This is a genomic window from Shewanella sp. ZOR0012 (assembly GCF_000798835.1).
Classification (GTDB): Bacteria; Pseudomonadota; Gammaproteobacteria; order Enterobacterales; family Shewanellaceae; genus Shewanella; species Shewanella xiamenensis.
The window spans coordinates 1,112,777-1,138,439 of the sequence record NZ_JTLE01000094.1 but is presented as its reverse complement, the minus strand read 5'-3'; the positions used below and the strand labels follow the sequence as shown (position 1 = coordinate 1,138,439).

Annotated in this window: 21 protein-coding genes; 5 read left to right on the top strand and 16 right to left on the bottom strand. The window is 46.2% G+C overall.

What is annotated here, in order from left to right; translation table 11 throughout:
* Nucleotides 1-229: hypothetical protein (locus tag L976_RS23165; protein WP_156143238.1), on the bottom strand; the 229-nt coding region annotated here is incomplete at its 3' end.
* A 56-nt stretch (nt 230-285) separates the two neighbouring features.
* Between L976_RS23165 and torT the strand changes: the two genes are divergently transcribed.
* The gene (gene torT / locus L976_RS06705; RefSeq protein WP_047535384.1) at nt 286-1,353 is read left to right on the top strand and encodes a TMAO reductase system periplasmic protein TorT; all 1,068 of its coding nucleotides are present in this window, start codon (nt 286-288) and stop codon (nt 1,351-1,353) included.
* Between the two features lie 28 nt (nt 1,354-1,381).
* On the opposite strand, the gene torR is transcribed toward torT, so the two are convergent.
* A complete protein-coding gene (gene torR, locus L976_RS06700) occupies nt 1,382-2,092 on the bottom strand; it encodes a two-component system response regulator TorR (RefSeq protein ID WP_037430273.1) in 711 nt (236 codons plus the stop codon).
* 179 nt (nt 2,093-2,271) lie between these two features.
* Here torR and L976_RS06695 point away from each other — a divergent pair, with 179 nt between their 5' ends.
* Nucleotides 2,272-2,664, top strand: coding sequence for a PilZ domain-containing protein (locus L976_RS06695; RefSeq protein WP_086024078.1), 393 nt, complete (start codon nt 2,272-2,274; stop codon nt 2,662-2,664).
* A 95-nt stretch (nt 2,665-2,759) separates the two neighbouring features.
* Here L976_RS06695 and radA read toward each other — a convergent pair whose 3' ends face one another.
* Entirely contained in the window at nt 2,760-4,124 is a 1,365-nt protein-coding gene (gene radA / locus L976_RS06690; RefSeq protein ID WP_037430274.1) for a DNA repair protein RadA, read from the bottom strand.
* A gap of 102 nt (nt 4,125-4,226) precedes the next feature.
* Here radA and L976_RS06685 point away from each other — a divergent pair, with 102 nt between their 5' ends.
* Nucleotides 4,227-6,605 (top strand): PilZ domain-containing protein, encoded by a 2,379-nt coding sequence (locus tag L976_RS06685; protein WP_047535380.1) that lies wholly within the window; start codon nt 4,227-4,229, stop codon nt 6,603-6,605.
* 1 nt (nt 6,606) lies between these two features.
* Here L976_RS06685 and L976_RS06680 read toward each other — a convergent pair whose 3' ends face one another.
* Together L976_RS06680 and serB are read right to left on the bottom strand one after the other, a co-directional pair.
* Entirely contained in the window at nt 6,607-7,593 is a 987-nt protein-coding gene (locus tag L976_RS06680; RefSeq protein WP_047535378.1) for an alpha/beta fold hydrolase, read from the bottom strand.
* Nucleotides 7,594-7,697: 104 nt separating this feature from the next.
* On the bottom strand, nt 7,698-8,690 hold the full coding sequence (gene serB, locus L976_RS06675; protein WP_047535375.1) for a phosphoserine phosphatase SerB: 993 nt from the start codon (nt 8,688-8,690) through the stop codon (nt 7,698-7,700).
* Nucleotides 8,691-8,733: 43 nt separating this feature from the next.
* On the opposite strand from serB, the gene L976_RS06670 reads away from it, so the two are divergent.
* The gene (locus tag L976_RS06670; RefSeq protein ID WP_047535372.1) at nt 8,734-9,945 is read left to right on the top strand and encodes an AhpA/YtjB family protein; all 1,212 of its coding nucleotides are present in this window, start codon (nt 8,734-8,736) and stop codon (nt 9,943-9,945) included.
* 168 nt (nt 9,946-10,113) lie between these two features.
* Here the strand turns inward: L976_RS06670 and deoD are convergent, their stop codons facing one another.
* The 11 genes from deoD to pnp all read right to left on the bottom strand — a co-directional run bounded on the left by deoD (nt 10,114) and on the right by pnp (nt 23,363).
* On the bottom strand, nt 10,114-10,824 hold the full coding sequence (gene deoD, locus L976_RS06665) for a purine-nucleoside phosphorylase (protein ID WP_011071449.1): 711 nt from the start codon (nt 10,822-10,824) through the stop codon (nt 10,114-10,116).
* Nucleotides 10,825-10,915: 91 nt separating this feature from the next.
* Nucleotides 10,916-12,130, bottom strand: coding sequence for a phosphopentomutase (locus tag L976_RS06660; RefSeq protein ID WP_047535370.1), 1,215 nt, complete (start codon nt 12,128-12,130; stop codon nt 10,916-10,918).
* 9 nt (nt 12,131-12,139) lie between these two features.
* The gene (deoA, locus tag L976_RS06655) at nt 12,140-13,471 is read right to left on the bottom strand and encodes a thymidine phosphorylase (RefSeq protein WP_047535367.1); all 1,332 of its coding nucleotides are present in this window, start codon (nt 13,469-13,471) and stop codon (nt 12,140-12,142) included.
* 184 nt (nt 13,472-13,655) lie between these two features.
* Nucleotides 13,656-14,426: a deoxyribose-phosphate aldolase gene (gene deoC / locus L976_RS06650; RefSeq protein ID WP_047535365.1), complete on the bottom strand. Its 771-nt coding sequence runs from the start codon at nt 14,424-14,426 to the stop codon at nt 13,656-13,658.
* Between the two features lie 411 nt (nt 14,427-14,837).
* Nucleotides 14,838-15,677: a nucleoside-specific channel-forming Tsx family protein gene (locus L976_RS06645; protein ID WP_037415346.1), complete on the bottom strand. Its 840-nt coding sequence runs from the start codon at nt 15,675-15,677 to the stop codon at nt 14,838-14,840.
* Between the two features lie 349 nt (nt 15,678-16,026).
* Complete coding sequence (locus L976_RS06640; protein ID WP_037415347.1) at nt 16,027-17,286, bottom strand: NupC/NupG family nucleoside CNT transporter; 1,260 nt, start codon at nt 17,284-17,286, stop codon at nt 16,027-16,029.
* 176 nt (nt 17,287-17,462) lie between these two features.
* Entirely contained in the window at nt 17,463-18,227 is a 765-nt protein-coding gene (locus tag L976_RS06635) for a TatD family hydrolase (protein WP_047540211.1), read from the bottom strand.
* Nucleotides 18,228-18,237: 10 nt separating this feature from the next.
* A complete protein-coding gene (locus L976_RS23800) occupies nt 18,238-18,420 on the bottom strand; it encodes a hypothetical protein (RefSeq protein ID WP_306299126.1) in 183 nt (60 codons plus the stop codon).
* A 69-nt stretch (nt 18,421-18,489) separates the two neighbouring features.
* Complete coding sequence (prfC, locus tag L976_RS06630; protein WP_037415348.1) at nt 18,490-20,070, bottom strand: peptide chain release factor 3; 1,581 nt, start codon at nt 20,068-20,070, stop codon at nt 18,490-18,492.
* A 99-nt stretch (nt 20,071-20,169) separates the two neighbouring features.
* Nucleotides 20,170-21,072 carry a lipoprotein NlpI gene (nlpI, locus tag L976_RS06625; RefSeq protein ID WP_047535362.1) on the bottom strand — a complete coding sequence of 301 codons (903 nt, stop codon included), beginning with the start codon at nt 21,070-21,072 and terminating at the stop codon, nt 20,170-20,172.
* 191 nt (nt 21,073-21,263) lie between these two features.
* Nucleotides 21,264-23,363 (bottom strand): polyribonucleotide nucleotidyltransferase, encoded by a 2,100-nt coding sequence (pnp, locus tag L976_RS06620; protein ID WP_037415351.1) that lies wholly within the window; start codon nt 23,361-23,363, stop codon nt 21,264-21,266.
* Between the two features lie 195 nt (nt 23,364-23,558).
* Here pnp and L976_RS06615 point away from each other — a divergent pair, with 195 nt between their 5' ends.
* Nucleotides 23,559-25,613: a putative bifunctional diguanylate cyclase/phosphodiesterase gene (locus tag L976_RS06615; protein ID WP_047535359.1), complete on the top strand. Its 2,055-nt coding sequence runs from the start codon at nt 23,559-23,561 to the stop codon at nt 25,611-25,613.
* The last annotated feature ends 50 nt before the right edge of the window (nt 25,614-25,663 follow it).

Genomic DNA, 25,663 nt, shown 5'->3' with positions numbered 1-25,663 from the left:
GGCCTAACTGGGTCACGCCATCGGATAAGGCATTAGAGGCCTGCACTAATTGGCGCGCGGCTTGAGAGGCGGGTAAGGATTCTTCATACAGATAACTGTCGGCCTGCTTGAGCCAATGTAAACTCAGGCTACCTAAGCTAACCAGTAGCAACAGCAATACCCCAAGCACACCGAAGGCGAGCATGAGTCTGCCAGTTAAACTACTTCGCGATAAAGATAAAGGCGCCACACTTGTTCCTTCTGTTACAATGCCTTCGAAATGATCACTGTGGATGATACGAGACAATGGGAAAATTTTGGCAAGCTTTGCTCACACTCACCACTTTTGGCCTGTTATGTTTATCGCCTGCCAATGCCAACAGCCAAACTTGGCCATTAGAGCAACGCCATCCCTTTAATGCCAAAATTCAGCAGGCGCAGGCGCTTGATTATCATCCTCTCACTAAAGCCCAACAAGCTTGGCGTCTATGTGTCCTCGTCCCTCACCTGAAGGACGCTTATTGGATTGGCATCGATTATGGCCTAATCCAACATGCCAAATTCCTTGGCGTATCTTTAGATCTGTTCGAAGCGGGCAGCTACTACCATCAGGATAAGCAACTCGAACAGTTACGCACCTGCATGAGCGGTGACTACGACGCAATTTTACTCGGCGCAGTGAGCCCTAATCTGCTCGAACAGTTTTCCGAGCCGCTAACCAAACCCGTGCTCGCCCTAGTGAATAAACTTAATTCAGAGCAAGTGCAGACCCATATCGGCGTTAACTGGTATCAAATGGGGCTCAGCGCGGGCAATTTTATTAAGGCGGATGCCAAAGCGCATACGCCCACCCAGCCGACCACCTTGGCCCTCTTAGCGGGCCCTGAAAACCTCGGTGGCACAGATTTAGTCGAACAAGGCATTCGCCATGCACTCGAGGGCAGCAATGTCAGCATCAGTGCGATTCAGCATGCCGATAACAATCGCAATCTCTACCGCGATCAATTACAGATTCTGCTTAAGGCCCAGCGCCCCGACTATATTCTCGGCAGTGCGGTGGCGATAGAAGCCGCTGTTAGTACCCTCAAACAAAAACAGCTGACGCAAGACATCAAGCTGGTGAGCAGTTACTTCTCCCCCGCGATTCTGCGCGGCTTAAAGCGACAAAAAGTGGTCTACAGCAATGATGACTTGGTCGTGTTACAGGGCAAACTCGCCATCGATGTCACGGTAAAACAACTCGAAGGCGCCGCGCCTTTTGGCGATATAGGTCCTGCTATCGTTGAGCGCACGACCTCACAAAATACCTTATCGGATCTTAGCTTTAGTCTCGCCGAAGCGGATTTTTATCCCTTGTATCAAGTGCGCCCTTGAGCGCTTAACACAAGATCTAAGTTAGAGATCAGTCATCCACCTTAGCGGCAAATAAATACCCCTCACCATGGACAGTGACAAAGAGCTCGGGATTGAGCTTATTACGTAGACGGCGGATAATAACATCTATGGTTCTGTCATTCACATCATGATTGCGATGACTGGTTTGCTGCATTAAGCGCTCGCGAGAAAGTACCTGCTGCGGATGCAAAGCAAAGGCGGTTAATAACTCAAATTCGGCCTTAGTGAGCTTGATAAGCTCCTCCCCTTGCCGCAGCTTACGACTATTTAATTCAAGCTGATAGCCTTCAAAACTTATCAAATCATCGGGCTGTGATAATTCCTGCACCAGCGCCTGTTCGGCTTGTTTTACCAAAGAAATCCGCCAAAGCAGATTTTTTACCCTCACCAATAGTTCCCGCAGTTCGAAGGGCTTAGTCACATAATCATCGGCGCCCATCTCCAGGCCAACGATTTTATCAATCGATTCATCACGGCCAGAGACTAAGATAATCCCCACATGGGAGCGGCTGCGTAACTCGCGGGTTAAACTTAAGCCATCGACCCCAGGCAGGTTAATATCTAACATAATTAAATCGATATGTTGACGATTAAACTCGTACCACATTTGCTCGCCATCGGCAGCCTCAATCACACGATAACCTTCCTTTTCAAAGTATCCCTTCAATCGCGCACGAATAACTGCTTCATCATCGACAACGAGCACACTATAGGCCATGTTCAACTTCTCTTATTTTGCTTAACTGAATTATTCATACTTTTTCATATTTGCATATGAAGGAAAGGTAAAATATGCGATCTACATTACTTTATTGCACAAAAATCTGCCGAGCTTTTACACTCTCCTCAATATGACATATGCTTAGGCATATTGATTGGTGTGGGCGCTAACAAACTATGAAAGATAAAGAATTAGTGATTGATGAAAGACGACATTTTTCACGGATCCTCTTTGCCGCAAGTGCGTCAATACACCAAGGCGAAAAGCAATGGCAAACCTCAATATTGGATCTCAGCCTAAATGGCGCTTTAGTGGAAGAACCCGCAGGATTTAGCCATTCAGATGAGCCGATCATCCTTAACTTTACTCTGCAGGGCTCAGATATTGAGCTGCAAATGGAAACTGAGTTGGTGCATCAACGTAATCACCAACTTGGGCTTAAATGTAACATTATCGATGTCGACAGCATCAGCCACCTCAAACGCATCGTTGAGCTTAACTTAGGCGATGCCTCAATTCTGAACCGTGAATTGGCGCTCTTTGTCGAAAAACATCATTCCGCCGATTAAACACCACGGATAGTGATTGCACGGATAGTGATTGGGTACGGGCTTGACTCCCGAGTAAAAACAAACAGCGCCTAAGGCACTGTTTGTTTTTTAGATTAGATTGCTTCAAGGGCTTCTGATAGTTTGGAAACGCCCACCACTTCCATTCCCACTGGCGGTTTTTTCGGCACGTTCGCTCGAGGCACTATCGCTCGTTTAAAACCATGCTTAGCGGCTTCGACTAAACGTTCTTGCCCATTTGGCACAGGTCGAATTTCGCCAGATAAGCCCACTTCACCAAACACCACTAAATCACTCGGTAAAATATCGCCACGAAAACTCGATACCATAGCCAGTAGCAGGGTTAAGTCGGCACTGGTTTCGGTTACTTTAACCCCGCCGACCACGTTCACAAACACGTCCTGATCTGACATTTGCAAGCCACCGTGGCGATGCATCACCGCAAGCAACATGGCCAAACGGTTTGCATCCATCCCCACTGCCACGCGGCGCGGATTGGACATGGCAGAATTATCCACCAGCACTTGCAGTTCAACCAGTAACGGGCGCGTACCTTCCCACACCACCATGACCAAGGAGCCCGAGGATTCTTCCTCGCCGCGGGAGAGGAAAATTGCGGATGGGTTAGCCACTTCCTTCAAGCCACGTTCCGTCATGGCAAATACGCCCAGCTCGTTGATCGCCCCGAAGCGGTTCTTGTGGGAGCGCAAAGTACGATAACGGCTGTCGCTATCCCCTTCAAACATCACCGAGCAATCGATACAGTGCTCGAGCACTTTTGGCCCGGCGAGGCTGCCATCTTTGGTGACATGACCCACCATAATAACAGCAATGCCATTTTGCTTCGCGAAACGGGTTAGATAGGAGGCTGATTCACGTACCTGCGACACGCTGCCGGGACTCGACGCTACATCGCTCATATGCATAACTTGAATAGAGTCGACAACGATGACTTTTGGTGATTCTTTCAGGGCGACTTCGCAGATCAACTCCACACTGGTTTCGGATAACATCCTCAGTTTATTGGTTGGCAAGCCAAGACGATGGGCCCGCATCGCCACCTGTTGGAGCGATTCTTCCCCAGTAACATAAAGCGCGGGCATTTTCTCGGCTAAATGGCATAGGGTCTGAAGCAGCAAAGTACTCTTACCAGCTCCGGGATGGCCGCCAATCAAAATCGCCGATCCAGGCACAATGCCGCCTCCAAGTACCCGGTCGAGTTCACCAAAGTGGCTCACTATACGTGGCAAAGCATTGAGATCAATTTGGTCTAAGGTTTTGACTTCGCTACTGCCTGCACCAGCGTAACCGGCAAACTGAGTCCCCCGTCCGGGCGAGGCAGCACCTAAGCGCACTTCAGTTATCGTATTCCACTCGTGACAAGCACTGCATTGCCCTTGCCAACGGGGAAAATCCTGTCCACACTCATTGCACACGTACGCGGTTTTATTCTTTGCCATAACTTATTAAAATCTGTATAAAATCAATTTAAGTAACTGTGAATACTGCCGACATTAGACTAACACAGCACGCAAAAAATCAGCATTAGAAAAGACCACTACATGAGTTTAGATAACCATAGTGCACTCATAGAACAACTCAAGCCGCTGCTCATGGAACCTAACTTCCAGGAGATTTTCCAGCAGCTGACTGTCGATGAAAACAATTCCACCCGTTTTTTATTAAAAATGGAGTTGAATCGTTTAGCCTCGCCCTGCACGCGGATTATTGACCTTAGGGATAAGTCAGAGTTGCCCTGTAGTGAAGTCATGCTGGGTCAGCAGCGCCATTTTCTCGACGAGCCAGCTAAACATAGCCTGCAAGAGGCCATGTCCTTATACCGTAACAAATACACTTTAGGCGTATATGAATACGTCATCGCCGCCCATCAACTTCGGCGACAAAAATTACGCCAGGTGACACAACAAAGCGATACCGCCGAACTCGAACCCTTTATGGTGCCAGGCGTTGTGCTCGGCAGTTATTTTAATCGCACTGAAGAGCGAATGAATTACAGTATCCGCATTGCCGTTTCCCAACCAGGCAGACCTGAAATGCCGGGGATCACCGTTGATTTATCCATTGGTGGTGCGCGCATTCGCGCGGCGGCAAATCATCCTTTTGACCTCGATAAACCGCTAAAGGTAAAGCTTCTCGAGCTAAGTGAAGAATATTATTACCCCGATCTACAACTTGGAGTCGATTACCACATTGTTGATAGCCAAACTAATGGTGAATTTATTTGGTTAAGATTGAAGCGTATTGGTGGCACTGATGCGCTAGGCGAAATGCTGGGCAATTTGATTCGAGGCTATAAACTCCGTTATAAACTCGATGTTAATGACGTATTAGTAACCGCATCCGGCCTTGGATTCGAGCGTCATTATCTGCCGCATTTGCCACATTTACCGTTATTTTTGAATCAACAAACCCAATCAATTAGCCATATGCTGCTGAGTCGAGATAATCAGCAGATAGTGCATTATTTTCAAGATGAGAACGATATCAGCCAGTTACCAGCAATGCTGACATCAGCACGGCTTTCTGCGCTACTTAGCTATCCCGAAAATCCTGACTACGGGTTATTTTTTACGTTTACCTACAACGCCCAAGGCTGCTTGTATTTTTATTCGGCGACCTTAGCCGAATTAAAAGCTAAAGGCTTGGTATCATTGTTTTTAGGTTTTGCTTCAACCAAACCAAGCTGGCGTATTTTTAAACTGGTTCCTGATAAAATTTACCATGCTAAAGGCTATCGCCGTGCGACCTTGCCGGGAGATGATGCTAAATACAGCCCGCTGGTGGAGCAACAATTAGCCCAGTTCAGCCATATGCTGCAACTTATCGATCTGACCAACGAGGATGAAAGAGCGACCTATAAAGCTTGGCAGGATGATAGCAATGCCAATGCCCTAAAAGCTTTCGGCCAGCAACGGCTCAGCACCCACCAAATCAAACCGATTGCAATGCAATTTAGTGAGCGGCGGCAGGAAGCACGCTTCGCCTTTAAAACCTTAGTCAATGTCTCGCAGGGTGGCCTAAAAGCAACAGGAATCACCTTAGATATCTCAGGTCGTGGCATGCAGCTCACGCTCGACAATCCCACGACGTTTGTAACCAATAAACCCTTAATGATCAGTTTACCTAAACTGCAAACCATTGCCGGCAAAACTCAACTCGAGAATTTACCCTACCGCTTAGTTCGAACCCGTAAGAATGGCGTCACATTACATTTAGCCGCTGTCATGGGCCATACGCCCCATGTCGGTGTCGAGTTTTTAAACAAATTAATCGCCCACAATAAAGAAAAGCTAGAACAACTCACTGAAAATAATAGTGAAGCAAACGAGCTTGCTGATGGACTTAAAAATATCCTATTACGCGAACTCCATTCTGTGCCCTACTTTGTTGAAAAAACGACTAAATCAGCACAAGTGGCTTGCTTAGGCGTCAGTACTGAACATGATGAAATTAGTGATATTTTTGCCGCAGGTTCTTCAGATACGTTGCAATATAACCTCGCTCCGCTGCTCAAGGATGGCTTTTTTAAACGGGATATTCTCGACCCCATCCGCCAAATGAAACCCCAGCAGGATATGGATTTTATTGAAGTTTTTATTCAACTGACGCGTCAGTCCCGCGGCCGATTCCATTTAAAATGTATACCCTCGATTGAAGTCGGTGATGCTCAAGCTAAAGTCGCATTTATCACCCAAAGTAAATTGGCTGGACGCTTTATGGCACTGCGAATTTATCGAGGTGCCACCGAAAAACCGGATATGGGGTATTTGCGCCGCGAATTGGAATATATCAATATCCATGCAAATCACAGGGCAAAACAACTTGAAGATCAGCTCTGGCGCATTATCGGTGTAGGTGAATTGCTGGATATCACCCAAGAAGTGGAATTAAGATACCCAGTGTTACATAAACAGGCCTAACTTATTCCTCGTCTTTTAATACCGCGAGTTCAAAGCCTAAATACCAATCGCGGATCAGCGGAAAATGGTCACTCATCGCATCCAGATGAGTCAGCATATCCGCATGGCCATAGTCGTGTTTAAAGCCATTCGCCTTTGAGAGCAAAGTGAATTTCACTTGGCGAAAGCCACACTCAGAGACCATATCGGCGACATCTTCAGGATGCCCAAGCACAGTATCGTTTTGCCCCGCTATAAACCAAGCGACGGGCCAGTTGGCTACCTTCGCCGCCTTGGCATAATCAAAACCGTCATCGTGATCGCGCCACTCACCTCGCACCCAATCGATACTTTGATTCAATGACGCCCGGCTCTCGTTATCCATACCGACACGCAGTTTATCGGCGGCGAGATATCCCTGCCCAACCGCTAAACTTGGGGCAAGGCGATTCCAAAACACATCGACCATCAACCATTTTTTGAAAGATTTGACGCAAATAGTGCGTTTACTGCCGAAGGTGAGTAGTGAACGCACACTTTGCTGCAGTTCAGGGTAACGCGCTAAGGCGCTCGCCATCAACACTCCGCCCCAGGAATGGGCGCACCAATGCACACGTGAGGGGGATATTTTCCCCTGTTCCTGACAGGCCTGATTATGAATATTCAAAATAGACTGCTGTACTAATGGCAATTGCTCACGGATCACCTCACCTTGTCCTAAGGTAAAATCTCGACTGATTTTTGGTAAACTTAATCCTCGTCCAGCGGTATCGAGCACATAAACCACAAAACCCGCCTTAGCAAGAAAACATCCCAAACCACGACCGCTCTGGCTGTAAAAAACTCGGCCATTTGACATAGCGCCATGCAACATCAGGATCGGCGGTTTAGAAAAATCAGCAGTAATAGGCAACAACTGGCGCAGGTGTAACTGTCCATCCCGATAAGGAAGATAGAGGGAGGTTTGTGAAAGTGTTTGAGCAGAATGCTCATCTGGAGTTGAAGTCAAAGTCAGTCACTGGTAGTCCATTAATGAACACTAAACTACCAGTTAAGCCTCAAAAAACAAGAGTCATTACTCTAATGTCACCACATAGTCGACTGAGTCACTTATTAAAACTGCAACAGATAAGGCAATACTCTAAGGTCCAAACTACGGATCCGAGCATCTGCTGCGGCGGCAAGTTTGGGTTTGGCATGGAAGGCAATCCCAAAGTCAGCCGCCTGCACCATAGGAATATCGTTAGCACCATCACCTATCGCCACACGTTGCCCCACTGGGATTTGCCATTCTTGGCTACAACGGTTAACCACATCGGCCTTAAACTGGGCATCGACGACTTTTCCGGTGACGGCTCCCGCCAGCTTACCGTCCGTTATGACTAATTCATTGGCAAAGGCCGCATCTAAATTCAGCAGCTGTTTTAAGTGACCAACAAACGGCGTGAAGCCTCCTGAAGCCACAACGAGGCGCCAATGGTGCGACTTAAGCTCGGTCAACATGGCCTCAAGACCCGGCATCAATGGCAAAGTATCACACAAGGTTTGAATAATCTTGGCATCGGCGCCCTGAAGCTGGGCAACCCTTTGGCGCAGACTCTGCTCAAAATCCAACTCGCCCTGCATCGCGCGCTCAGTGATCGCCGCCACTTGCTCGCCGACCCCAGCCATCGCGGCAAGTTCATCGATACATTCAATTTGGATCGCGGTAGAATCCATGTCCATCACCAGTAAACCGGGCTCGCTCAGTTTAGGTAATGGGCCGTGAATTAAATGTAACTCGACCTGAGATGGACAGGTTGCTAACAATTCAGCACTGGGCTCTACAGGAAGCGCTAATTCGACGCAATGCAGTGCCACTTGACGACGAATAGGTGCGATGGAGAGCGTGGTTAATTTGAGACTTTCAGCCAGAGAAACAATCCAAGTCGCAAGAGAGTCCTCAAGACTTAAATCTTCGTAAATCAGACGCATAGCAAATCTGCTTTGGGATGACCGCGTAGACGATTCCTGATAAGCCTCGAAACTGAGCCCCTGATATTCAAAACGAGGTAAAGGGTTAGCTGCTAACCATACAAACAGCGGATTTTGGTTCAAGCTTTCCATAGGACTCGTGTTCTCCAACTATCGGGCTCACGCAGAATCAATTATGATTAGGCAAGCGCTCTCATTATTAAGGGTCAAAGTGTTATATCTTAAAGGGCTAAAGAAAAGCCATAAAATCAGTAGACTGCTCCAAATCGCCATCGCCTTGACCTTGATGGTCGGCTTAGTGCAATTGTGGCAAACAAGCCTACTACAAGGTCAGCTGCTTCTAAAGTCCCAAACGCAAAAGATGGCCAGATTACTAGTGCAGCAAACGGCCTATAGCGCGGCGCCCGCCCTACAATTACAAAATGATGAGCAACTCCAGTGGCTCGCCAGCGCCCTAGTTGAAGATCCTAAGGTGATGTCGGCTGCAATATTTAGCGATCAAGGAATACGCTTAGCCTTTGCTCAAAGCCTGACTAAAGATGCCTTAGATCCCGAATCAGAAGAAATGAGTCTGCTACTGAGCAAATATCCGCCCTATGTTGAACCCGTGACTCAGGATGGCAAGAATTTAGGTTATGTCGAGGTTAGGCTCGATACCAAACTATTTTTTAATGAAATCAAAGAAGCGCATAACCTGAATATGGAGCAGCAACAAATAATGCTGCTGGTTGCTGGCCTAATAGGCATGTTGTTATCCCGCGCTTTATCTTTTAAACGCGCCGATTTTGACCGTCGCCGCACCCGCGCCAAATTGCGTAAAAACCCTAAAAAGAATAAAGCCATAAAAACCCCTGAAGCGGCTGAGGAATCGAAGCCTGCGGGCCATCAAGATGAGCAGTTGGATGAAGTCATCGCGAGTGATACAGAGGCCGCTCAAAAGCCGACAGAAAATAAAGAAACCGAAGAAAATAAACAAACTACAGATACTTTGCCTTTAGGAAAAATCACAGAAAACGCTAAAGTGCCGGATGAAAACAGTAATCAAGCCAGTATTCAGCCTAAAGTGAAGAAGGCCAAAGCCATTACAGAAACAAAAACTGAGTCTGAGCAAATGCCAGAGCAAGTGTCTGATCTGAAAACTGAGTTGAAACCAGAAACAGCACCTGAGATAGGAGCAAAGGATGATTCATCATCCAACACTATGCATCAGTCTAAAACGCAGTCGACGCAAACTGTTGCGTCGGCCACAGAGCCACAAACCTCAGTATTCACCCCGAATAAACCTAAGGTTAAATCGGTCCGCCGCGTGAAGACCAATACCTCGAAATCCTCCGCTGAGAAAGTCCCTGTTCAACCGAGCGATTTAGACACAGACTCAACGGGTTAACTGAAGTGTCTCAGGCCAAACTGAGGCTTCTTTGGTCTGCGCCGCATTACAGGATTTTATCCATCGAACATTTGGCAGGACGGTTTAGCAGGCTAATCTAAAAGACGACAGGGTAATAAAAAGGGTTCGCAATGCGAACCCTTGTCTTATGACTGCATTAGCGACACATTACAGCGTAATTGCAGCGTCTAATGTCATCACGATCATATCGTTGAACGTGGTTTGACGCTCTTCAGAAGTGGTTTTTTCGCCAGTACGGATATGGTCAGATACCGTTACCACACACAATGCACGGGCACCGAATTCATGGGCAACACCGTATAAACCAGCGGCTTCCATCTCTACGCCTAACACGCCCATTTTTTCCATCACGTCAAACATTTGTGGATCAGGAGTGTAGAACAGATCGGCAGAGAAAACGTTACCAACACGGATCTTAGTACCTTTAACTTTGGCAGACTCGATCACGGCATTCATCAGCTCGTAGTTCGCGATAGCTGCGAAATCTTGGCCTTTGAAACGTAAACGGTTAACTTGCGAATCGGTACAAGCACCCATGCCGATGATCACATCGCGCACTTTAACGTCAGTGCTGATCGCGCCACAAGTACCCACGCGGATCAGGTTCTTAACGCCGTAGTCTTTAATTAATTCGGTTGCATAGATTGAGCATGAAGGAATACCCATGCCTGAACCCATAACAGAAATACGTTTACCTTTGTAAGTACCAGTAAAACCTAGCATGTTTCGAACGTCAGTCACTTGCTCAACATTTTCTAAGAATGTTTCAGCGATATATTTTGCACGTAATGGATCGCCTGGAAACAGAACTGTCTCAGCGAATGCGCCCTCTACAGCATTAATGTGTGGTGTTGCCATCGAAATAACCCCTGTTTATTTTATTAAGACTTAAGTCTTTGTTTACTGGCGGCCCAATGCTGGCCGCCAAATCGAGATTTTGCGCGTTTACTTAGATAAACGACTCACCGTACTCCATCGGCTCAAGCTTGAAGTAGCTCGCGATAGATTGGCCGATATCGGCGAAGCTGTTACGGCGACCGAGTGAACCAGCTTTCAGCCCTGCGCCATAGGCCAATACAGGCACATATTCACGGGTATGGTCAGTACCTTGCCACGTTGGGTCGCAACCATGGTCAGCGGTGAGGATTAACAGATCGTCCTCATCCAGCAGCGCGAGCATTTCAGGTAAACGCGAGTCGAAATACTCCAGCCCTTTCGCATAACCTGCTACATCACGGCGGTGACCATAGTGGGAGTCAAAATCAACAAAGTTAGTGAATACAATAGTATTTTCACCCGCTGATTCCACTTCTGCTAACGTCGCATCAAATAGTGCTTCTAAACCGTTTGCCTTGACCTTTTTGGTGATGCCACAGTAAGCGTAAATATCGGCAATCTTGCCCACACTCACCACTTCACCTCCGGCGGCTTTTAACTTATCTAATACTGTCTTCGCTGGCGGCTCGAGGGAGTAATCCTTACGGTTACCAGTACGAGCAAAGTCGCTTGGGCCAGTGCCATCGAATGGACGCGCAATCACGCGGCCAATGTTATAAGGCTCTAACTCTTCACGGGCGATTTCACAAAGACGATATAAGTTCTCTAAACCAAATGTGCCTTCATGACAGGCAATCTGGAATACCGAATCCGCTGAGGTGTAAAAAATCGGCTTGCCAGAACGCATGTGCTCTTCGCCTAATTCTTCCAGAATAGTAGTACCAGAAGCATGGCAGTTACCTAAAAAGCCATCGAGTCCCGCACGGGCCAAAATCTTATCGGTCAGCTCTTTAGGGAATGAGTTTTGGTGCTCGCTAAAATAGCCCCATTCGAATAATACGGGTACTCCCGCCATTTCCCAGTGACCGCTCGGGGTATCTTTACCCGAACTTAATTCCTGAGCGTGGCCATAGGCACCAATCAGCTCAACATTGTCCGCAAAGCCTGGTGCAAACGCCCCAGTACTCTCCATCGCGGCATGGGCTAACCCTAAACGAGCCAAGTTTGGCAGAGCTAATGGGCCTTTACGACCAGTATCCGCTTTACCTTCGGCGCAAGCTTTGGCGATATGGCCAAATGTGTCAGAACCTAGATCCCCAAACTTGGCGGCGTCACCAGCAGCGCCCACGCCAAAGGAATCCAACATCATTATAACTGTACGTTTCATAATTCTTCCTTAAAGATCCGAAGCTCGAATATAAGCATAGATCTCAGGTGTTTTTTCTGGAGCGACTTCATCGATATGAATCGCTTTTTTCACCGCTTCTTCTGCCTGCGCAAAGGCTTCTTCAGATTGCGCGTGGATCACAGCAATCGGCGTAGAAGCATCAATTTTATCGCCAAGGGCACAGACTTGCGTCAAACCAACACTGTAGTCGAGTGCATCACCAGGTTTGCGACGACCACCACCTAAGGTAACCACGGCTAAACCGAGTTCGCGGGTATCCATGCTGTAGGCATAACCTTGGGTATCCGCAAAGACAGGGCGAATAATTTGCGATTGCGGTAAGTACTTACTGTAGTTTTCGACAAAATCGACGGGGCCACCGAGGCCTGAAACCATCTTGCCAAAGATCTCGGCAGCACGGCCATTATCGAGTACACGGTTTAACTTGGCACGGGCATCCGCTTCATCGGTCGCGAGGCCACCAAGGAGTAACATCTCGGCGCAAAGACCCATAGTCACAGCGTACAGACGAGGATTACGGTAAGCACCGGTTAAGAAGTCGATGGCTTCTTTCACTTCAACCGCATTACCCGCACATGAGGCTAATACTTGGTTCATGTCGGTGAGTAAGGCCGTCGTTTTAGTACCTGCGCCATTGGCTACCGCCGCAATGCTGCGAGCAAGCTCTTCAGAGGCTTCGTAAGTTGGCATAAATGCGCCGCTACCGACTTTAACGTCCATCGCCAATGCATCGAGACTACAAGCTAATTTCTTAGAGAGAATAGAGGCGGTAATGAGGGAGATGGATTCGACGGTCGCAGTGTTGTCACGGATGGAGTAGAAACGTTTATCGGCGGGGACCAGATCGCCAGTTTGGCCAATAATCGCCACACCAACGTCTTTAACCACTTTGCGGAACAATTCACTCGAAGGTTCGGTTTGATAACCGGGAATAGCGTCGAACTTATCGAGCGTACCGCCTGTATGTCCGAGTCCGCGACCCGAAATCATCGGCACATAACCACCGCAGGCAGCGGCCATAGGGCCGAGCATAAGACTAATCACATCACCGACACCACCCGTGCTGTGTTTATCGATGACTGGGCCATTAAGACCAAGTGATTGCCAATTGAGTACAGTGCCAGAATCGCGCATTGCCGTAGTCAAAGCGATTCTTTCATCCATATTCATGTCATTAAAATACACAGCCATGCCTAATGCGGCGATCTGACCTTCCGACACTGCATTAGTGGTTATGCCCTTAACGAAGAACTGGATCTCTTCGGCACTTAAGGCTAACCCATTGCGTTTCTTACGTATAATTTCTTGAGCTAGAAACATGATACTGCCTCCAAGCTAAATACTAATACAACATATCCGTTATTTAGCTTTGCAATGAAACATCAAAACTGTAGCAATATTACAATTGCATGCTATCGAAGTTTTGATGTTTCCAACTAGATTTAGGTCACACTTAATTAGTTTCGATATACGATTTTGGTATTAATCGAGATGCAATGTTCGATTAATAGCCTTGAGTCGGCTTAGGCGCATCGGCTAATTCTAATGTGTGTAACAAACTGTTGAGTAAGCTTGAAGCACCAAATCTAAAGGTACGTGGAGAAACCCAATCCGCACCGAGAATACGCTCAGCCACACCTAAAAACTCTGCTGCTTGAGCAGCATCACGTACGCCGCCAGCAGGCTTAAAGCCTACTTTGGTGTTCTTCTCATTGATCACGGTCAGCATGATTTCAGCCGCTTCAAGGGTCGCGTTGACTGGCACTTTACCGGTAGAAGTCTTAATAAAATCAGCTCCGGCATCGATAGACAGTTCAGAGGCGCGGCGAATAAGTGCAGGATCGGCTAATACACCCGATTCAATAATTACTTTCAACAATACTTCGCCACAGGCTTCTTTACAGGCTTTGACTAACTCATAGCCGACTGTTTCGTTGCCTTCCATCAGCGCGCGGTATGGAAATACCACGTCCACTTCATCGGCGCCATAGGCAACCGCTGCACGGGTTTCTAATACCGCAATTGCGATATCGTCGTTACCGTGTGGGAAGTTGGTTACTGTCGCGATTTGAATGTCTTCGGCGCCCAATTCATCGAGGGTCTTACGTGCGATAGGAATGAAGCGAGGATAGATACAGATGGCAGCAGTATTACCCGCTGGCGTTACCGCTTTGTGACACAGGTCGATCACCTTCTGATCGGTATCGTCATCATTTAAGGTGGTTAAATCCATAAGTTCGATGGCGCGTTGTGCTGCTTTTTTTAAATCAGTCATAATAGCTCTCCAAAAGAAAAAACAAATAAACAGAAATCAGTCGCTTATAAGCAACGCTTAGAGGTGGCATTATTTTGATTATTTTTATATGGCCGGGCCTTCAGGCGATGCCGAGTAACTTGTGTAGGGCAAATTACATATTTATTAGGTATTCAATCTTGCCTATACATCACTAGGCATCCTGACACTTAAATTGACTATAAGTGATCACGACTTGAATCCTTGAAGACCGGAAGAGAGGATACGAATAATGTCTTGTTCCTACTTTTCCGCGAAAAATCCGTTTTAGCGCGAGAAAAACACAAACCTTTATATAAACGCACTGCTCAAATTATAAATGGGTTTAGATAAAGATTCATGACACATAAAAGATGGAGCCGCCATCGCGGCTCCAACGGCTCTTACAAGAAATTAAAACTTGTAAGTAGCAGACAGGTAGTGTGACCAACCTGTTGATTCTAGAGCCAGTGCACCAGCACCGTCTTCTAACAGGTAAACGTCTTTGAAGCCTTTCAGGCCATAGCCCAGAGCGTAACGATCTGAGTGCCAGTATAGACCGAAGAAGATGTTACCACCGTTAGAGGTTTTTGGTACGAAAGCAGTCTTGTCTTCGTCAGCACCAAATTGGTAATCGATATAACCTTGGAATGACAGGAAGCTCTTGTTGTCGAAAAAGTAGAAAGGCTTGAACCAGTTAGCAGAGAATTGGTAACCGTTCCACTCTTTAGCGTTCATGTCGTAGAAACCGTACAGGTTCATACCTGTTTTGCCTAACCAAGGCACGTTTACGTCAGCACCAACACCCCAGAAAGTAGAGTTAACGCCTTCACCGTTCAGACCATCCCAGTTGAACAGAGTAGAGAAGTAAACTTCTTGTACTGGGCCGAAAGATAAATCTTTACCCGTTAATGCATCGATAGAAACACGTGGAGCAAATTTCATGAACAGTTTGCTAGTGCCAGAACCTGGGTTCTTGTCACCGTTGCTGCTTGATTGGTTTGCTAAGTTGAATACGTCAACATAACCATAGAGATCGAATACACCAGAACGGCCGCCGAACTCCATTTCTAAGTAGTTGTGTTGGTCGCCAGTAGCTGGGTTATCAGGCTTTTCGCCGATAGAGTACATAGCGTTGAACTGCATCCACTTGTAGTCAGAACCGTGAAGGTCAGTACGGTCTGCAGCAAATGCGTTGCCAGAGATTGCTGCTACTGCTGTAGCGGCTAAAGCTAAAGTTTTAACGTTTTTCATCATCAACCCCATTATTTTGGTTGCTACCGTCTAGGGTAGCGTTCTTTTTGTGGCGCTCGCATTTTACCTCGATTAAAAAAAATCTCAATAATCTTGCGTAAAATCACGAACACAAAATTCTTAATTGTGAACAAAGTCGCGACTTATTGTTTACGACTAATTAACTTAACCGTACGTCACGACCGTAAGACAGCATCACAGCTAAAGTTTAGTTGTAATCTGACCTATACAATCGGAGAAACTATTCACTACAGGAATCACTACTGGAAAATGGTTGAATTAACTTAGGTCCTGCCCTGCATGGTCAGGACCTAGTTAGTAGGGAATCTCTCCCCCAACGTTTCTGCGCTTAGATAGCTAAGAACAGACCCGCAATTGTTGCACTCATTAAGTTAGCTAACGAGCCTGCGATAACCGCACGAATACCCATTTTAGCTAAATCGTGACGACGGTTAGGAGCCATAGCACCTAAACCACCCAACAGAATCGCGATAGAAGACAAGTTCGCAAAACCACACAGTGCAAACGAAACAATCGCTTTGGTTCTGTCGGTCATAGCTAAACCAGTTTCAGCCACAACCATACCGCCATCAGCGATGTCTTTTAAGTATGGAGCAAAGTTCAGGTAAGCTACGAATTCGTTAACAATGATCTTTTGACCAATGAAAGAACCAGCAACTAATGCTTCATTCCAAGGCACACCGATAAGGAATGCTAAAGGCATGAACACATAGCCAAGGATCAGTTCCAGTGTTAAACCTTCAACACCAAACCAACCACCTACACCACCGATGATGCCGTTGATCATAGCGATCAAGCCAACGAAGGCTAACAGCATTGCACCTACGTTCAGCGCTAAATGCATACCAGATGAAGCACCCGCAGCAGCAGCGTCTAATACGTTAGCTGGCTTATCAGGATCTTCTGGTAATTCATCCATGTCGTTTTTAGCAACTTCAGTTTCTGGGTGCATCAGTTTAGCCATTAATAGACCACCTGGTGCCGCCATGAATGACGCAGCAACTAAGTACTCAATAGGCACGCCCATTTGCGCGTAACCAGCCAGTACTGAACCTGCAATAGAAGCTAAACCACCCACCATGATCGCAAACAGTTCTGATTGAGTCATAGTAGGAATGAATGGACGAACAACTAACGGCGCTTCAGTTTGACCAACGAAGATGTTAGCAGTTGCAGACATAGATTCAGTACGGCTTGTGCCTAATGCTTTTTGCAGACCACCACCGATGATACGGATGATCCACTGCATTACGCCTAAATAGTACAGAACGGCGATAAGAGAAGAGAAGAACACAATAACTGGCAACACGTTTACCGCGAAGATAAAGCCAAGTTTGAAGTTAGCTAAATCACCGAACAGGAAACCGATACCGTTTTGTGCATAACCGATAACGCTAGATACGGCGTCAGATACACCTTTCAGGATATCTTTACCGACAGGAACGTACAGTACAAAACCACCGAAGGCGGCTTGGATGGCTAATGCCCCACCCACAGTACGCAAGTTAATTGCTTTTTTGTTATTCGATAGGAGGAAACCTATCGCAAGTAGGACGACCACCCCTACTAAGCTCATCAATATATTCATTAACCATCACCCTATTGTTAACACTTTTTAATTATGTTGTTAATCAACCTATTTCCGAGTCAGATTATACCCGAGAGAAAGTCGAAAATCGTCGTTTTGATCAAAATTTTGGAGTTTAATTTCAATCGCTTAGAGCAAAATGCTATTGCGACATACACCTGTTTAACCAAAAACAACTAAAGGTCAAACAGTTGCATTGCATTCGACACCAAGTGTTCTGATATTAGAACACTAGATTTTTTTTGCAAAGTTGCAATTTTGTCTATAAAAAGTACAGCATTAGCGGGTTGATTGCGTTTTTCGGTAACATTTAGCGGAGTCATGGCAGGAGAATCAGTCTCAAGTAGGAAACTTTCTAAGGGCAATTCACTGACAGTTTTGAGCAGTTTTTTCGCATTCGGATTCATCACTAAACCACCAATGCCTAGTTTAAAACCTAGCTTAGTGTATTCGAGTGCAATATCAGGACTGCCAGAAAAGGCGTGTATTACGCCCGCTTTTGGGAGTTTATGACGCTTTAGATGGAACAGCACCTCTTGATGTGCCTTTACCGCATGGACGATAACGGGCAAATTCTGCTCATAAGCAAGCGCCAACTGAGCGTCAAAAAATGCTAACTGGCTGCTCCAATTGTCAGCATAAAGTTTGTCTAACCCACACTCACCAATGGCAACAAAACGGGGACATTCTCGTAACTGAGCAACCTGTAATGTTAATTCTGTGATGGCCTTATCAACATCTTCCGGGCAAAACCAAGGATGGATCCCTAAGGCAAAATAACACTGGTATTGCTCAGCAATGGCCAATTGTTTAGTCCAGTGTTGTGGTGAGACCCCTGGGATAATCAGATTATCGATGCCCGCATGATGCATACGCTGTATGACTTGATCGCGGTCACTATCAAACTCGACAAAATCGAGGTGCGCGTGAGTATCTAGCATCATCAATCTGTCACTCCGTTTTTGTGTCTCCATTCGATGATTGCGCTTTTATTTGACAATCAGCTTTAGTTCGAATTAGTGGCGGATCTTCTAATCTTGGCATGCAACAACGGCGATTCTCGGGCGTGAGTCCCATCTTGTCGCACCAACGGATATAAGCCTGCCACGCGCGAGTTATCCAACTTATCATCAGTCACCTCACAAATTTTAGATACAAAAAAGGCGGTGAATCACCGCCTTTAACCCTAGAGCTACTTACCTGTTAGTGCTCGCGCGTTTTAGCGAACTCGATATCAGGGTATCTTTCCATTGAAAGATTTAAGTTAACCATAGTTGGCGCAATGTAAGTTAAGTTATCACCACCGTCGAGCGCCAAGTTTTGGCTACACTTGCGGCGGAACTCTTCTAGCTTACGCTCATCTTTACAATAAACCCAGCGCGCAGTTGAAACGCTAATACCTTCGTAAATCGCCTCAACGTTGTACTCGCTCTTTAAGCGGCCAACAACCACTTCAAACTGGAGTACACCCACGGCACCCACGATCAAGTCATTGGTATCTAAGGGACGAAACACCTGCACAGCCCCTTCTTCAGATAGCTGAACTAAGCCCTTAAGTAATTGTTTTTGCTTGAGCGGATCGCGCAGACGAATACGGCGGAACATTTCGGGCGCAAAGTTAGGTACACCGGTAAAGCGGAACTTTTCACCTTGAGTGAACGTATCGCCGATACGAATGGTTCCGTGGTTATGTAAACCAATAATATCACCAGGATACGCAACTTCAGCGCGCTCACGGTCGCCCGCCATAAAGGTCAACGCATCGCTGACGTTAACATCTTTGCCGATGCGCACATGGTGCATCTTCATGCCTTGCTCATAGCGACCAGAGCAAACACGCATAAAGGCAACGCGGTCACGGTGCTTAGGATCCATGTTTGCTTGAATTTTAAACACAAAACCGGTGAATTTTTCTTCGTCAGGCATGATCATCCGCACATCGCTTTCACGAGGTAGCGGTTTAGGCGCCCATTCCACAATACCATCGAGGATATGGTCAACACCGAAGTTACCTAATGCGGTACCGAAGAACACTGGTGTAAGCTCACCCTTTAGGAAGGCTTGATGATCAAACTCGTTTGATGCTCCGCGAACCAGTTCCATTTCATCACGCAGATCAGCGGCATAGCTACCAATCGCTTTATCCAGATCAGGGTTATCGATACCTTCAATCACACGGCGCTCTTGAATCGTGTGTCCCAAACCGCTTTGGTATAGCACCACTTCATCGCGCAGAATATGGTAAACACCCTTAAATTCTTTACCGCTACCAATAGGCCAAGTAATAGGCGCACAGGCGATATTAAGTACGTTCTCGACCTCATCCATCAGTTCGATAGGATCGCGAATATCACGGTCGAGTTTGTTCATAAAGGTCACGATGGGTGTATCGCGCAGACGGGTCACTTCCATCAATTTGATGGTACGATCTTCAACACCCTTTGCCGAGTCGATAACCATCAAGCAAGAGTCGACCGCCGTTAAGGTGCGGTAAGTATCTTCCGAGAAGTCTTCGTGGCCAGGGGTGTCGAGTAGGTTAACGAGCGCGCCACCATAGGGAAACTGCATGACAGACGTTGTAATCGAAATACCACGGTCTTTTTCCATTTCCATCCAGTCAGACTTAGCGTGCTGACCCGACTTTTTGCCCTTAACGGTACCCGCTTTTTGCAGCGCGTTTCCGAATAACAGCACTTTTTCGGTAATGGTGGTTTTACCCGCGTCGGGGTGCGATATAATCGCGAAGGTGCGACGTTTATCGACCTCTACTTTATTGTCTGACATTTAACCTATGCACTCGTATCGCTAAAAAAGGCGCAAATTATAGCGCCTCAGTGCGTGCTTGGCTAGGCAAAGCCCAAGATGAGCCTCGGGCGATAAGACTTATTTTGTGCCTTCGAGCAACCCTTTGACCTTTGCCAGCTCAATTCGCGCATATCTATGCTCAACAAAGTCATAAATATTAGTCGCAAGGGCGAGGCGGAAATAATTTGCAGCCTCTTGATATTGCTTATTGGCAATGGCCATTTTGGCAAGATAGAAATAAGCTTCACATAAACGTTCAGCATATTCTTTAGGATGAGTGAGGCCTAACTTGGCATCGGCAAATACCTGTTCACGACTCTTAACGCCCAAATAATAATCAACAATCACGGTTGACCATGCATCCGCTTCAAGCCCCTTACGGTGTTCCTGTAGCTGGCGTTTAGCCTCAACGGTATTATCCTTTGATTGGATCAAATACAACCATAATGCTCGGTAACCATCTTTATTATCGGCAGCATAGAAGGATTGCATATCTTTTAAGGCAAGATCATTACGGTCACCATAATAAAGCGCGATACCACGATTCAAGTAGGCATAATCATAGTTTGGCGATAACTCTAATACGCCATCAAACGCCTCATAGGCACTATCGTATTCCCCCTCTTGGGTATAATAAATACCAAGGAAATTATAGGCATCGGCTAAGTCTGGTTGCAATTTTAGCGCTTGCATAAAATCAATGCGCGCCATTAAACGCAAGCCCACGCTGTCGTAAATTACCCCACGATCGTAATGGAAACGAGCGCGCTGCTCGTTGGTCAATTCAACAGCTGATAAAATCTCATTGAGCTTAGCAAGGGTCACCTCGACTTTATAATCAGTCATCACTGGGGCGATAACCAATTTACCTTCAACGTCATTTTGGTTGTCTAAGGGGGATTGAGTGGTCGCACATCCAGCCAACATCAAGCTGGCACCCGCCAGCACAGCAACAACAGCGGTTCTAATTTTAAGACTCATCCATTTCTACCTTTTTAGATTCCCAACTCACGCAGAAGAATGTTCATGATAGCAATCCCACAACTGGACTGCTATTGAGGAATAGCATTAAACACAACTTTATTAAACCCAAACAAACAAAAAGGAGATCAATTGATCTCCTTTTAGTCACGTCACGTCGAAACTGACACCGATAATGTCTGTTTAGACCATTATTCAGCAGCTGGCTCTTTAGTCTGTGCTTCTTTGATTGACAGTCTTACACGGCCTTGACGATCCACTTCCATCACTTTAACGGTGACTTCTTGGTTCAGTTCAAGGTGGTCAGAGACATTAGCAACACGCTCATCGCTGATTTGCGAAATGTGCACTAAACCATCTTTACCTGGCAGAATGTTAACGAAGGCACCGAAGTCAACGATACGGATAACTTTACCGTTGTAGATACGACCCACTTCAACTTCTGAAGTGATTTCTTCGATACGACGGATAGCTTCTTTGGTGGCTTCACCATTAGAAGAAGCAATTCTTACTGTACCGTCATCTTCAAGCTCGATAGTCGTGCCGGTTTCTTCGGTCAGTGCACGAATTACCGCGCCGCCTTTACCGATAACATCACGGATCTTCTCTGGGTTGATCTTGATAGTTGTGATACGTGGAGCATGGTCAGAGATATCATCACGGTGCGAACCAATCGCTTGATCCATCACGTTTAGGATATGTACACGTGCGCCATAGGCTTGTTGCAGTGCAATTTCCATGATTTCTTTGGTAATACCTTCGATCTTGATATCCATCTGCAGTGCAGTCACACCGTCACGGGTACCGGCTACTTTGAAGTCCATATCACCTAAGTGGTCTTCATCACCTAAGATGTCAGACAGAACCACAAAGTCATCGCCTTCTTTCACTAGACCCATAGCGATACCCGCTACAGAAGTCTTGATAGGTACACCCGCATCCATCAGCGCAAGAGACGTACCACAGACTGATGCCATAGAGCTTGAACCGTTAGATTCAGTGATTTCAGAAACCACACGCACACTGTATGGGAACTCTTCAGCAGATGGCATTACTGCGTTGATACCGCGCCATGCTAACTTGCCGTGGCCGATTTCACGACGCTTAGGTGAACCCACCATACCTGTCTCACCAACAGAATAAGGAGGGAAGTTGTAGTGCAGCATGAAGCGGCTAGTGCGCTCGCCCATAATGCTATCAATCTTCTGTGCGTCACGCTCAGTACCTAAAGTACAAGTCACCAGCGCTTGGGTTTCGCCACGGGTAAACAGTGCACTACCGTGGGTACGTGGTAATACGCCTGCCAATACGCTTAATGCGCGAATCATATCTGGCTCACGACCATCGATACGCGGCTCACCACGGATGATGCGACCACGAACCACTTTCTTCTCTAAGCTACCGAGCAGACCATCAACTTCACGTAAATCAATGTTAGGATTGCTTGCTAATAACGCTTCTTTCGTTGCAGCTTTAACAACAGCAACTTGAGCATAACGATCTTGCTTTACTTGGATTTTATACGCATCGCCTAAACCCGCTTCAGCAAGCGCTTTAATTTGAGCAACCAGCGTTTCATCTTGCACTGGAGCAGTCCAATTCCAAGCAGGTTTACCGGCTTCTGCTTTGAATTCAGCAATCGCTTTGATAACCACTTGTTGTTGGTCGTGACCATAAACTACTGAGCCTAACATCACTTCTTCTGGTAAGGCTTGAGCTTCTGACTCAACCATCAATACCGCGCTCTCAGTACCTGCAACAACCAAGTTTAGTTGGCTGCTTTCTAACTGAGTCACTGTTGGGTTCAGTACGTATTCGCCATTGATGTAACCCACACGCGCCGCACCTAATGGACCGCTGAATGGAATACCCGAAATGGCAAGCGCCGCCGAAGTACCGATCATCGAAATAATATCTGGCTCGATTTGTGGATCGACAGATACCACAGTGATGATAACTTGAACTTCGTTGGTGAAACCATTGGGGAAAAGAGGACGAATTGGACGGTCGATCAGGCGAGCGATTAATGTCTCATCTTCTGAAGGACGGCCTTCACGCTTAAAGAAACCACCAGGAATTTTACCCGCTGCGTAGCTCTTTTCTTGATAGTTAACAGTCAGAGGAAAGAAGTCACGGCCTGCTTCAGCTTCTTTTTTACCTACAACAGTGACTAACACTGTCGTGTCACCCATACTCGCTAACACGGCTGCATCAGCTTGACGCGCTATAACGCCTGTTTCCAGGGTGACTGTATGTTGACCATACTCAAAACTCTTTACAATTGGATTCACGTGACCCATTCCTTAATTAATGACCTTGAATTACGCGCGTAAGTATACTGCAATTATGAACCATAGATAAAGAGCAGATAATGATGACAAACTGCTATCTTTTCACTAAAGTGGTTAAATCAACAAAGAGTTATGCTCTACAGTGATATAGGCAATCCCCTCTGGTGAAAAATAACAATTAAAAGGAAGATCTGAATGACGGGTCGTTTTAAATCCCTAACTTGGAAACAGACTAACCTCGTCGTTTTTACTGCGTTATTTTTTGCTATCGCTATTTTTATTGTTGAAATTGCCCTTGTGGTGGTATCCACCAAACATCAACTCACGACCACTCAACAGGAATTACTCGATTCGGTAGAACAACCTTCTGCTAACGCCGTTTGGGCACTGGATGATAATCTCGCAAGACAAACCTTAGAAGGTGCAATAAAAGTTGAGCATGTCGGCTCAGCAGTCATCGAACTCGATGATGGCTCCATGTTTGTGTCAGTGAGTAATAATCAGAAAACCAGCTCACAAACTTTTATAAGCCTCAGTAATAAACTGTTTGATGATCTTAAAGAAATTTCACGCCCATTGTATCGTCCCTTCTATTTCGAAGGCACACAAAAACAACAGCTTATTGGCACATTGACTATTTTCTATGACACACAGGAACTGACTAATACCCTCTTTAGCCAACTCAGGTTTAGTTTTTTTGCAACCTTAGCCCGTGCACTTTTGCTCACCTTGGTATTATCTGTCGTCTTCCACCGCTTCTTAACCCAGCCGATAGCCCGGATAAGTGAAGCAATCGATAAAATCGCACCCGATTCGCCCGACGAAAACCTCTTGCCCATGTCCAATGCCCATAAGGATGATGAATTGGGACTGGTAACGTCGAAATTTAATCAGATCTTAATTCAATTTAGTCAAACTCAGTCAAAACTTCGAAAAATGGCAACACGAGATCCACTCACCGGATTGCCTAATCGTACTTTACTGCTCGAAACAATTGCCGTCACAATCCAACGCTCTAGAGTACACAAACGTAGCTTTGCCCTGATGTTTATCGACCTAGATCGCTTTAAAAATATTAATGACTCCCTAGGACACGCCCTTGGCGATCAATTCCTCGCCCGTATCGCTCGCATCCTCGAACGTGTAGTGGGTGATAAAGGCACAGTATCTCGCCTAGGCGGTGATGAATTCGTTATTTTAGCCGACTCAGTTCACTCTCCTGACCAAGCTGCTGACTTTGTCGATAAACTCTTAGTGCAACTTAATGTCCCCATCCAATTGAATGAACACGCGATTCACCCTGCGGCTTCTATCGGAATATCTATCTACCCTGAGGATGGAAATAGCGCCGAAGATCTTATCCGCCATGCCGATATTGCGATGTACAGTGCAAAAGCAGCAGGTTCTAATCAATGGGCTTTCTTCAAACAGCAAATGACAGAACGAGCTGCGGTTAGACTTAGGACAGAGGCATCACTACATGATGCATTGAAAAATAATGAATTTCTGCTCTACTTCCAGCCTAAGCTTGATCTGCAAACAGGTAAAATTACCGGATGTGAAGCCTTAATTCGTTGGCAAAAAGATGGCCGCTTAATTAGTCCCATGTCCTTTATTCCGGTGGCAGAAGAAACCGGCATTATTATTCCTATCGGTCGTTGGGTGATAGAGCAGAGTTGCCGAGTACTGCGGGAGTGGCAGAAGAAATATAACTATGCCATTCCTATCGCAATTAACGTCGCCTCACAACAATTTGCCGACGCAAGCTTAGTCTCTGATATCAAACAAATGGCGCTACGATACCAAATTCAACCAGAGTTATTAGAAATAGAGATTACTGAAACCTCATTAATGAATGATATAGAACTTGCTATCAACAAATTAGAGCAACTTAAATCGGCAGGATTTGGTATCGCGGTAGATGATTTTGGTACTGGTTATTCCTCCCTCTCTTACTTACGCCATCTGCCAATCACCACTATGAAAATTGACCGCTGCTTTGTTTCCGATCTTCCCAAGGATAGTGCAATTGCATCAACAATCTTGATGTTAGGTAAGCAATTAAACCTAACTATTGTGGCTGAAGGGATTGAGAACGAGCTGCAACTCGATTGGCTTAAGAGTAATGAGTGCCAGATAGGTCAAGGCTTTTACTTTAGCCAACCTTTACCACAGGCTGAGTTTGAGACGCTATATATTGCCAGTCAAACTGCAACCATTAGTAATATTGATGGATTACGTGGTGCCTAATGTACTGAGGATATAGTTCAACATACTGAATTTTAGGCAATAAAAAAGGA